Origin of the sequence: Acinetobacter sp. TUM15064 (genome assembly GCF_008980265.1) — a bacterium.
Taxonomy (GTDB): Bacteria; Pseudomonadota; Gammaproteobacteria; order Pseudomonadales; family Moraxellaceae; genus Acinetobacter.
On the sequence record NZ_BKFU01000005.1, the window covers coordinates 1 to 11367 of the forward strand.

Genomic DNA, 11367 nt, shown 5'->3' on the forward strand with positions numbered 1-11367 from the left:
TGATTAATTGTGGATTTTAAATGGCAAAAAATTACTTATAAATAGATTAAAAAATAGTCATAAAATGATTATTCATATAATAAATGATCTAAAATGAGTCGTCTTTTTTTGAATTTTTAATAAAAAATTCAAAAAATAATTCTATCGCGTATTTTGTTTTAATTAAATTAAAACAGTATCTTATGTATAACATTAGGCTTTTTATTCTAACTTGTAATGTTCATATTTGAATCATTGGTGTATTAAATCTGTGCAACAGTTTATGTAAAGTGAATCTTTAAAAATGGCTACTAATTGGCAAAATGTATCTTGGTGTTTTTAGCGCAATTTTTATAACTAATTAATAAGCATGTATTTTTCCTGCAAAATGTTAAATTAGAATCATAAAAAAATGAGCGTGGCATGATATTCGCTTTATCGCTGTGGTGAATAGATGTCCATGGTTGTTTTTTATTTTTAAAAACTAAAATTTAATTTATAAAACATGGGCTTGTGTTTATTTTTTTTGTTGGTGTGATGTTGGGAGAAAGAACACTGACAAATTGACCATGCTTTGCATGAGATAACATGGCTTAAAAAATATGTGTATAGGTACGGACTTGAATTCAAAAAATTTTAAGGTTGCTGCTTTATCCCTTGTGATAGGTTTCGGTGTTTCCGCTTATGCAAAGTCACCTGCGGATCCAAATAAAATATTAAATATTGCCTATGAAGCCCCCGATGATGGTTTTGATACGGTTAAAACTTATAATTTCTATAGTGGTAGTATTGCCCAAGCCATTTTTGAACCGCTTTTAAAATACGATTATTTGGCGCGTCCTGCTCAATTGGTTCCAAATACCGCAGTGTCGATGCCAAAAATTGAGCAAGAGGGCAAAGTCTATACGTTTAGAATTCAGCCCAAGATTTATTTCAGTGATGACGCGGCATTCAAAGCAAAGCCCCGGGAATTGGTTGCGCAGGATTATATTTATTCCATGATGCGGATTATGGACCCGAAAAATCGCTCGCCGACTTATTCATTTATTGAAGGCAAGATTGTCGGTGGAGATGCTGCTGTTGCCCAAGCCAAGAAAACAGGTCAGTTTAATTATGATGCTACGATTTCTGGCCTAAAGGCGATTGATAAATACACATTGCAGATTACATTAACCCGTCCAGACTATAACTTTCCCTATATCTTGGCTTATGCCACATTTGGCGGAACAGCACGGGAAGTAGTGGAGTTTTATGGGGATCGAATTGCGCAGCATCCAGTGGGGACAGGACCTTATCAGTTGAGTAAATATGTACCGCGGAGTCGTATTGAGCTGGTGGCTAACCCGAAATACCGTGGTTTTATTTGGAACTTTAAACCTACAGGTTCGAGTTGGGACAAGCGTCTGGCCAAAGAGATGCAAGGCAAAAAAATGCCGCAAATTGGTAAAGTCAATGTCAGTATTATTGAAGAAGAGCAGTCACGTTGGCTTGCATTTAAATCGGGACAACTCGACTTTGATAAACTCACGTCCAATGCGGTGCCGCAAGCCTTGAATGGTAAGCAACTCAAACCTGAACTGGTCAAGCAGGGCATTCAGCATTTCCCCAATAAAGACGCTGAAATCACCTACACCATGTTTAATATGCAAGATCCTACAGTTGGTGGTTTTGGGCTTGAAAAAATTGCATTAAGACGCGCGATTAGTTTGGCCTATAACCAAGCAGAAGCCATTAAACAACTGTATAAAGGGCAGGCAGTGAAGTCTGAAATGTTGGTGCCTGAGGGGGTACAAGGTTTTAATCCCAACTATCGCAGCAGCGTGGCTTATAACCCGCTCTTGGCGAATAAATTACTGGATCGTTTCGGTTATAAAAAAGCGGCAGATGGTTATCGCAGCCTACCCAATGGTCAACCTCTAACGCTCAAGTTTATGACCGAAAATAGTTCCAGTTCCGTGATTCAGTCTGAACTGTGGAAGAAAAATTTAGATGCCATTGGTATCCGTGCTGATTTTATCGTGAGTAATTTTGCCGATAACTTAAAAGCTGCGATGCAATGTAAATATATGGTTTGGGGTGGGGCTTGGATTGCGGATTATCCTGAAGGGGAAAACTTTGCCCAACTGCTGTATGGACCCAATTCGGCGCAGGGCAATCTCAGTTGCTACCAATCCAAAGCCTATGATGCACTTTATACACAGGCGATGACCTTGCCACCATCTCAGCGACAACCATTTTATGAAAAACTCAGTCGCCAAATTGAAGCGGATAATCCATGGATTATTCATAACAGTCGCATTCGAAATTGGTTGTTACATCCACAAGTTCAGGGGTTTAAAGCCCATCCGATGATGAATACCAACTGGCAATATCTTGATATTCAGCCCATAAAAAATAATTGAGATATCGAACACAATGAAAAATCTAAATCAGAAATTTAAACGATGGGGGCTGAGCATTCTGGCAGGCAGCATTCTGCTGAGTAGTTCAGTTTCCAGTTTTGCACAAAGTCCTGCCGACCCGAAAAAAGTTTTACGTTATGTTTTTCCTGTAGCTGAAACAGGCTTTGACCCTGCGGGCGTGCATGACTTGTACTCTGCACATGTTAACGGTTCGATTTTTGAAACTTTATTTACTTACGATTATTTGGCCTCACCTGCGAAATTGGTACCACGAACAGCTATGGCTTTACCTGAGGTGAGTGCAGATGGATTGACCTATACCATTCGTTTGCAAAAGGGGATTTATTTTGCTGCTGACCCCGTGTTTAAAGGTAAAAAGCGTGAGCTGACTTCGGCTGATTATGTATATACCTTTAAGCGTTTACTGGATCCGAGCTTGCGTTCACCCAACAGTTGGTTGCTCGATGGGCGAATCTTGGGGATGGAGGCTTTGCTGAAACAAGCACAGAAAACAGGGAAATTCAATTACGACCAACCTATCGCAGGCTTACAAACACCAGACCGTTATAGCTTGGTCATTCGTCTGACCAGCCCTGATCAGAACTTTCCGATGCTGCTTGCGCATCAGCCTGCAGGTGCAGTTGCACGGGAAGTCATCGAAAAATATCGTGACAAAGCGGGTTTTGTGATGGGGCATCCAATAGGCACTGGGCCGTATATGCTCAGCCGTTGGACGCCAGGTTCGCGGATTATTTTAAAGGCGAATCCTGATTTCCGCAGTTTTGTTTGGAACTTTAAAGCCAGTACGCCTGAAGACCAAAAAATCGTCAAAGCTATGCAAGGCAAAAAGATGCCACAAATAGGGGTGATTGATATTCAAGTGATGGAAGAGGGCCAGTCGCGATGGTTGTCATTTATTAAAGATGAAGTAGATTTGTTTGCCCTTGATGGTGAGCTGACAGTTCAGGCCTTACAAGATGGGAAACTAAAACCTGAGTTGGTTAAGAAAGGCGTACAGTTGTCAAGGATCACGGACCCTTCGATTGACTATCATTATTGGAATATGCAAAACCCAGTGGTTGGCGGTTTAAGTAAAGATAAAATTGCCCTGCGCCGTGCTATGGCGATGGCTTTTTCAGCCGATAACTATATCAATATTTTACAAAAAGGTGATGCGCAAAAACTGCAAGCACCGATTCCAAGTGGTGTCATCGGTTACGATCCCAATTATCGAAGTAGCATTCCTTATTCAGTCAAAGCAGCAAATTTATTGTTAGATCGTTATCACTATAAAGTCGCTGTTGATGGTTGGCGTACTCAGCCGAATGGCAAACCTTTGGTGATTGAGATGACACTTTCGGGCAATAATTTACGCAGTCAACAACAGGCCGAGTTTTGGAAAAAAACTTTAGATAGCATCAAAATCAAAATGACCACCAAGTCTCTGCCTTTTGCTGAAGCTTTGAAATTAGAAAAACAGTGTAAAACCATGTTTAAGGCATCAGCATGGATTGCAGACTATCCTGATGCAGATAACTTTATGCAGTTGTTTTATGGCAAGAACATCAAAATCACCAACAATGGCTGCGCCAAAATTCCTGAATATGACCGCCTATATGAACAAGCTCAGAAGATGACACCGAGTCCAGAGCGCGATGCGATCTACGCCAAAATGTCACGCCTGCTGGAAGTGTATATGCCTGTACAGGTGATTGGCGCGCGTTACCGAAATATCTTGGCACAACCGCGTGTGATTGGTTTTAAAAAGCATCCCATACTGCCCGCAGAGTGGATGTATATCGATATTGATTTGAAGAAATAGAAATTAAACAAAACTGGAGTCATGATGAAAAAGCAAAATTTTAAATTCACCGCATTGTGCATGTTGGGCCTAGGGATGAGTCAGATGGCTTTGGCGGAAACAGCACAGCGCCAAACATTACCCAGCTTTCAAGCTAAAGACATCCCTGCACTGTGTAATGCCAAAATTGCGGATGTGAAAAAGCAACTTAAAACGTTTGAAAATAAGCCCCTTAAAAATGAAACGGCAGCAGCGCCTGTATTGGCTGAATGGGATCGTATTTTCGCATCATTTGAAGATTTTTACGGCCCGATTGGTCTGTATAGCAATGTTGACCCTGATGAAGCACTGCGTAAAGCAGCTGAAGATTGTGAAATTAAAATTAGCCAATTCCAAACTGATGTGTATCAGAATCCAAAGCTATATCAACAAATTAAAAAAGTTAAAATTGCTGATCCAATTGAAGCCAAGTTCCGTGAAGATATTTTGGAAGGTTTTGAAAAAACAGGGATACAGCTTTCAGCAGATAAACAAGCACGCTTAAAAGCGATTTTTGATGAACTGGCAAAAATTGAACAAGAGTATGCACGTAATGTACGTGATAATCCTGAAAAACTCGAATTTACCCCTGATGAGCTAAAAGGCCTGCCACAAAGTTATATCGACGGCTTAAAGAAAAATGACAAGGGTAATTATTTACTCGGGTTTGAGTATCCAGATTATCGTCCTTTTATGGAGTTGGCAGATAACGATGACGCACGTAAGCGTTATCAAATTGCATTTACCCGACGTGGCGGTGAGAAAAATCTAGCGCTGCTGAAGCAAGCCATGGACTTACGTTATGAGCTAGCACAACTGTTTGGTAAGTCCAGTTATGCCGAGTGGGTACTACAAAGTCGGATGGCGAAAAACCCTGAAACCGTGAATAAATTCTTGGCAGAGGTACATGCTACCGTGGCGCCCCTAGAGAAAAAGGAAGTTCAGACTTTACGTGAGTTTAAAGCACAAAGTCTAAATATCCCTGTTGAGCAAGCCAGTATTGAGCGTTGGAGCGAAGCATATTGGAGTGAAAAATTACGCAAAGCCAAGTATCAGGTCGACCAAGAGCAGCTACGTCAGTATTTCCCAACTCAAGCTTCTCAAGATTGGCTGTTTGCGATTTCTGAAAACTTGTATGGCATCAAGTTTAAGCCTGCCAAAGTTGAGGTTTGGCAAGATGAAGTGGAATATTACGATGTGACCGATGCCAAGACTGGGCAACTGCTCGGTGGCTTATATATGGATAAATTTCCACGTAAAGGTAAATATGGACATGCTGCTGTGTGGGGTGTTTATGGTGGTAGTAGCTTAACTGGACGCAAACCGATTTCAGCACTGGTCACTAATTTTAACCGCAATGGTTTAAATAGCGATGAGTTAGAAACTTTTGTACATGAGTTTGGTCATGCGTTGCATGGCATTTTATCCAACACACGTTTTTCATCTCAGTCAGGAACTTCGGTTGAGCGAGACTTTGTCGAAGCACCTTCACAAATGTATGAGGAATGGGCACGACGCAAAGAGACTTTGTCCAAGGTGGCAGATTATTGTAAACCTGACTGCCCACGCGTGGATGATGCATTGATTACTAAGCTCAATGCCGTGCATAGCTATGGACGCGGTTTACATTATGCACGTCAGACTTTGTATGCACAGTATGATATGGCATTACATGGTCGTGATGCGCTAGACGTTCAGCCCTTAAAGGTTTGGGAAAAAATGGAAGGCGAAACGGCTTTGGGTTATGTTCCGACCACTGAGTTTCCGGGGCAGTTTGGTCACATCATGGGCGGTTATCAAGTGGGGTACTACGGCTATATGTGGTCAGAGGTGATGGCGTTGGACATGCTTTCAGCCTTTGGTGATAACTTAAATAACCCTGAAGTGGGGCAGCACTATCGTCAAACGATTTTGTCACAAGGTGGTCAAAAACCTGCCAAAGCATTGGTCAAAGACTTTTTGGGTCGTGAGCCTGATAACAAAGCCTTTTTCGATGAAATTACCGGTCAACGGGTGAAATAAGGGGCATTTTTATGCTGGCATATATTATTCGCCGAATTTGGCAAATGATCCCGACCATGCTTGGGGTGGTGTTGCTGATTTTCTTCTTGTTTAACTGGGTCGGTGGTGACCCTGCCTATATTTTGGCAGGGAAAATGTCGAACCCTGAACAGATTGAAAATATCCGACAGCAGCTTGGGGTCGATCAGCCCTATTATGTGCAACTGTGGATTTTCATTAAGCAGATTTTGACTTTTGATTATGGGCTGAGTTGGAGTACAGGGGAGTCAGTATCGCAAATCATTACGACACGACTCGGGCCTTCGCTGACTTTGCTCATTCCACTGACGATTTTACAGACCATCATTTCTATTGTGTTGGCTTTGGCGGTAGCAGCGGTGCGCGGCAGTTTAACAGATCGTATGGTGATGATGCTGTGTACGATTGGCATGTCGATCAGTATCTTGGTGTATATCATTGTTTTCCAGTATGTCTTTGCCTATCAGTTGAGCTGGTTTCCAGTCCAAGGCTGGAGTGATAGCTTTGGCGAAAACCTGTTTAAATATGCTTTATTGCCTATTCTGATCATGTTGGTGGTCAGTATTGCCCCGACTTTAAGACTGTATCGTAGTTTTGTTTTGGATGAGGTTAATCAAGACTATGTTCGTACTGCACGTGCCAAAGGGATTGGTGAACGGCGCATTTTAGGTGTGCATGTGCTACGTAATGCCTCAATTCCAATTATTACAGACGTGATGGCAAGTTTGCCTGCTTTGCTGATTGGTGCATTTTTGATTGAGCGTTTCTTTGGTATTCCGGGCATTGGTCGTGAAGTCATTATTGCGGTAGAGCGTAGTGATTTTCCTGTGATTAAAGCCATTACTGTGTACGTTGCCCTCGCAACGATGTTTTTCAACTTGATTGCCGATTTGATTTATAAATGGGTCGATCCTCGCGTACAGTTGAAGTAGGTGAATTATGCTCAGTGTTCTCACTAAAAGAAAACCAGATACTGCTGAACCTGCAACAGCGTCTACAGGGCTATGGCAACTCGCTATGCGCCGATTAAAACGCGATCGCATCGCCATGTTTTCACTTCTGATCGTGTTGTTTTATTTGGTGCTTTTAATTTTGTCATCGACTGGCTTAATTGCAAAAGACTGGAATAAAGAAGTCGCTGTGAGTTATGCACCGCCTACATTTATCGGGGCGGTTGTAGTGCCACTCCCGCAAAGCGAAGTACAAAAAGTCGAAGCGGCTGTGCCTGAAAACCCTGTTGATCCTTTGAAAGATGTGATTCGTGAGCTCAATGCAGAAATTGCTGCTGAACAGGGTGTAGGTGGTGCTATTGATTACTATGGGGTTGTTGATCCTTTAGCCGAAGACATGAAAGCGATTGACCAAGCCTTAGATGGGCATTTGTTGGATCAGCAAGCGGAACTCAAGCCAAGCTTGGTTTTAGGTGCCGACAAATGGGGACAGAGTGTTTTATTGAAAACCATTAAAGGTGCAGAAACATCAATTATTGTTGGCTTGGTCGCCGCTTTTCTTGCTGTCGTGATTGGTACCGTTCTAGGTGCCATTTCGGGCTATTTTGGTGGCTGGGTCGATGATGTCTTGAACTGGTTTTATAACATTTTTACCTCGATTCCTTATTTGCTCTTGGTGCTAGCGATTGCCGCAGTACTACAACAAAAAGGCATTTTATCCATTGTTTTGATTTTGGGTTTAACGGGGTGGACGGGGGTATATCGTTTAATTCGTGCTGAATATATGAAGCATACTTCGCGGGAATATGTGCTGGCGGCAAAGGCAATTGGGGTGAGTCATAGCCGACGTATCTTTGTGCATATATTTCCCAATGTCAGTCATATTGCACTGGTTCAAATGTCAATTTTAGTGGTGGCCTTTATTAAGTCAGAAGTGATTTTGAGCTTCCTTGGTTTTGGTGTCCCAGTTGGTGTGGTGTCATGGGGCAGTATGTTGAATGAAGCGCAAAGTGAGCTGATTTTAGGCAAGTGGTGGCAGTTAGCGGCTGCTTCTGTAGCAATGGCGGTTCTGGTCACTGCATTTTCAATGTTTACCGATGCATTGCGTGATGCATTAGACCCAAAACTGAAATAGGAGCATGAGAATGTCTGAACTCAATGATATGACAGCGCCAGCCTTACTTCAGGTGGAAAACTTGCGTGTCAGCTTTAAAAATGAAGAAAAGCAGTACATTGAAACGGTCAAAGGCATCAGTTTTAGTATTCCAGTGAATACTACTGTGGCTTTGGTTGGGGAGTCAGGGAGTGGGAAGTCGGTGACATCGCTAGCCACCATGGGGCTGTTACCTACAGAAAGCAGTCAAATTGCTTTGGACAGTAAAATTCTGTTTGAGGGGCAAAACCTACTTGATTTACCACGCCGTGAAATGCGGAAAAAGTGTGGTAAAGATATTGCCATGATTTTTCAGGAACCGATGTCATCCTTAAATCCAGTGTTTACGGTGGGTTCACAAATAGCCGAAATTTTGCAGTTACATTTGGGCATGAGTCGTAAGCAAGCACGTGCACGTGCTTTAGAACTCTTGATAGAAGTTGGAATTCCATCTCCTGAAACCAAGATTGATGCTTATCCGGGACAGTTGTCAGGTGGACAGCAGCAGCGCGTCATGATTGCCATGGCGATTGCCTGTAAACCCAAACTCTTGATTGCCGATGAACCGACGACAGCGTTGGATGTCACTATTCAAAAGCAAATTTTGGAGTTGCTGGAGTCTTTACGGAAGAAGCACCACATGTCAATGCTGTTTATTACCCATGATTTGGCTTTGGTTGGGGAAATTGCAGATCAGGTAATCGTGATGCGGCATGGGCAAATTCGTGAACAAGGCTGGGTGAAAGATGTGCTTGAACACCCTCAAGATATCTATACTAAAGCGTTGTTGCACTGTCGCCCACAGCTATCTAAACGACCAATGCGTTTACCGATGATCAGTGACTTTATGCAGCAAAAGGGTGATGACTATATTGAAACGCATACTTTAGATGTTGATCAGTTACAACAAAGAACACGAGGTTTAACAGGCCAAGAAGAGATCATTTTAGATGTACGTGATCTTAAAAAGTCATTCTTTAGTCGAAAAGGATTGTTCGGTAAGGATGAATTTCAAGCGGTCAAAGGTGTTACTTTTCAGTTAGCAAAAGGCAAGACTTTAGGCTTAGTGGGGGAGTCTGGTTCGGGGAAAACCACGATTGGGCTGTTACTCATGCGGTTACAGGAGGCAACGGGTGGTAAAGCTTTGTTTCAAGGACGCGATTTGCTGTCGATGACAGAAAAAGAGTTTGCTCAGTATCAACGCAAGATTCAAATTATTTTCCAAAATCCCTATGCATCACTCAATCCACGCTTTACTGTTGGGCAGATTTTGATGGAACCAATGCAGGTACATGGGATCGGGGCGGATGATATTGAACGCAAACAGATGGCGTTGGATCTGTTGGAGCGCGTGAGCTTACCTGCACAGGCTTTTTATCGTTATCCGCATGAGTTTTCTGGTGGGCAACGTCAGCGTATTGCAATCGCGCGTTGCCTAACTTTAAAACCTGAAATTCTGATTTGTGATGAGTCAGTTTCTGCGTTGGATGTCTCGGTACAAGCCCAAGTATTGAATTTGCTGCAAGACTTACAGGATGAGTTTGGTCTAAGTTATATCTTTATTTCACATGACTTGTCTGTAGTGAAATATATTTCAGATCAAATCATGGTTTTGAATCATGGTGATTTGGTGGAAATAGCCAATTCGGATGATTTGTACCAGTCACCACAGCATGACTATACCAAGCGCTTGCTTAGTGCTATCCCGCAGGGAGTGTAGTGAAGAGGGAGTGGGATAATGAAACGCTCAATAAATTGGGCGTTTTTATGAGGGCTTACATCTTCTTCGCACATCGGAACACAAAGTGATTTTATTGCACCGTAAACACCTATAAAAAGAGCCACTCGAAAGTGGCTCAAATTTTGACTTTAGAAATTAAAATTTCTTAAAGCTTTTATTTCCAAAAGGTTTACGGGGTGCATTTTCATCACGTGTATCACGCTGACCATAGGTACCTTTGTTGCCAAAGTTGTCTGGGCGACTGTCGCGCTGTGCATAGCCTGAGTTTTGACGTGGTTCACGTTGACCATAAGCCGCTTGCGTATTGTCTTGACGGCGCTGGCTGTGGCCATTTGGATTTTCACGGCGATCACGGTTGAAGGCAGGCTTCGCTTGTTGTTGGCCTTCATCTTCATTGTCACGGCGCTGCTGACGTAAGAAACCACCACGACGTGCAGCCATTGGTTTTTCTTGCATACGTTCAGTACGACGTTTTGCCATGCCGTATAAGCCAGTGCCTTGACGTGGTTTTAACTCAACCGCTTTGGTTAAGTTGTCGATGTCGTTTTTGTCCAACTCCATCCAACGACCCGTACGTAATTCACGCGGTAAAATAACCGTGCCATAACGTGTACGGAGTAGACGGCTGACTTTTAAACCTTGCGATTCAAAAATACGACGTACTTCGCGGTTACGACCTTCTTTTACCACCACTTGATACCAACGGTTAATCCCTTCACCGCCAATTTCAGAAAATGACTCAAACTTCGCTGGACCATCATCTAACACCACGCCTTTGAGCATGTTGTTTTTAATTTGCGGAGTCACTTCACCCATAACACGTACAGCATACTCACGTTCAACTTCGTTTGATGGGTGCATCAAGCGGTTTGCCAGCTCGCCATCATTCGTGAACAATAGTAGACCTGTTGAGTTGATATCCAGACGACCTACCATCACCCAGCGATCATTCGCGATTGCAGGTAATTGATCAAATACTGTTGGACGTGACTCAGGGTCATTGCGTGAACAAATTTCGCCCTCTGGTTTATAGTAAATCAGAACACGACGACGAATCTCGTCTTCAATTTGGAACGATACTTTACGACCATCGATGCGAAGCTCATCACCTGGTTCAATACGTTCGCCTACTTGGGCAACTTGGCCGTTGACACTCACACGACCTGCGGCAATGACTTCTTCCATATAACGGCGAGAACCCAAACCGACTCGTGCGAGTACCTTTTGCAACTTTTCACTCATGACAGCATAACCTTAGAAAT

At 42.8% G+C, this 11367-nt stretch carries 7 protein-coding genes; 6 read left to right on the plus strand and 1 reads right to left on the minus strand.

Annotation, left to right across the window (positions count from 1 at the left end):
- Positions 1–581 precede the first annotated feature (581 nt).
- From GBI16_RS02555 to GBI16_RS02580, 6 genes are read left to right on the plus strand one after another with little or no spacing between them, the layout of a single operon-like run.
- Positions 582–2381, plus strand: a complete 1800-nt coding sequence (locus GBI16_RS02555; protein ID WP_151706461.1) for an ABC transporter substrate-binding protein — start codon at positions 582–584, stop codon at positions 2379–2381.
- Between the two features lie 13 nt (positions 2382–2394).
- Positions 2395–4203, plus strand: coding sequence for an ABC transporter substrate-binding protein (locus GBI16_RS02560; RefSeq protein WP_151706462.1), 1809 nt, complete (start codon positions 2395–2397; stop codon positions 4201–4203).
- A 24-nt stretch (positions 4204–4227) separates the two neighbouring features.
- A complete protein-coding gene (locus tag GBI16_RS02565) occupies positions 4228–6243 on the plus strand; it encodes a M3 family metallopeptidase (protein ID WP_151706463.1) in 2016 nt (671 codons plus the stop codon).
- Positions 6244–6254: 11 nt separating this feature from the next.
- Positions 6255–7193 (plus strand): ABC transporter permease, encoded by a 939-nt coding sequence (locus tag GBI16_RS02570; RefSeq protein WP_086208726.1) that lies wholly within the window; start codon positions 6255–6257, stop codon positions 7191–7193.
- A gap of 7 nt (positions 7194–7200) precedes the next feature.
- On the plus strand, positions 7201–8346 hold the full coding sequence (locus GBI16_RS02575) for an ABC transporter permease (protein ID WP_151706464.1): 1146 nt from the start codon (positions 7201–7203) through the stop codon (positions 8344–8346).
- Positions 8347–8356: 10 nt separating this feature from the next.
- The gene (locus GBI16_RS02580) at positions 8357–10084 is read left to right on the plus strand and encodes an ABC transporter ATP-binding protein (protein ID WP_119063743.1); all 1728 of its coding nucleotides are present in this window, start codon (positions 8357–8359) and stop codon (positions 10082–10084) included.
- 156 nt (positions 10085–10240) lie between these two features.
- On the opposite strand, the gene rluB is transcribed toward GBI16_RS02580, so the two are convergent.
- On the minus strand, positions 10241–11347 hold the full coding sequence (rluB, locus tag GBI16_RS02585) for a 23S rRNA pseudouridine(2605) synthase RluB (protein WP_086208723.1): 1107 nt from the start codon (positions 11345–11347) through the stop codon (positions 10241–10243).
- Positions 11348–11367 lie beyond the last annotated feature (20 nt).

Bases quoted from the DNA above. Each gene is read 5' to 3' on its own strand.
- GBI16_RS02565 (WP_151706463.1), top strand. From the start codon at position 4,228: ATGAAAAAGCAAAATTTTAAATTCACCGCATTGTGCATGTTGGGCCTA.
- GBI16_RS02555 (WP_151706461.1), top strand. From the start codon at position 582: ATGTGTATAGGTACGGACTTGAATTCAAAAAATTTTAAGGTTGCTGCT.
- GBI16_RS02570 (WP_086208726.1), top strand. From the start codon at position 6,255: ATGCTGGCATATATTATTCGCCGAATTTGGCAAATGATCCCGACCATG.
- GBI16_RS02575 (WP_151706464.1), top strand. From the start codon at position 7,201: ATGCTCAGTGTTCTCACTAAAAGAAAACCAGATACTGCTGAACCTGCA.
- GBI16_RS02560 (WP_151706462.1), top strand. From the start codon at position 2,395: ATGAAAAATCTAAATCAGAAATTTAAACGATGGGGGCTGAGCATTCTG.
- rluB (WP_086208723.1), bottom strand. From the start codon at position 11,347: ATGAGTGAAAAGTTGCAAAAGGTACTCGCACGAGTCGGTTTGGGTTCT.
- GBI16_RS02580 (WP_119063743.1), top strand. From the start codon at position 8,357: ATGTCTGAACTCAATGATATGACAGCGCCAGCCTTACTTCAGGTGGAA.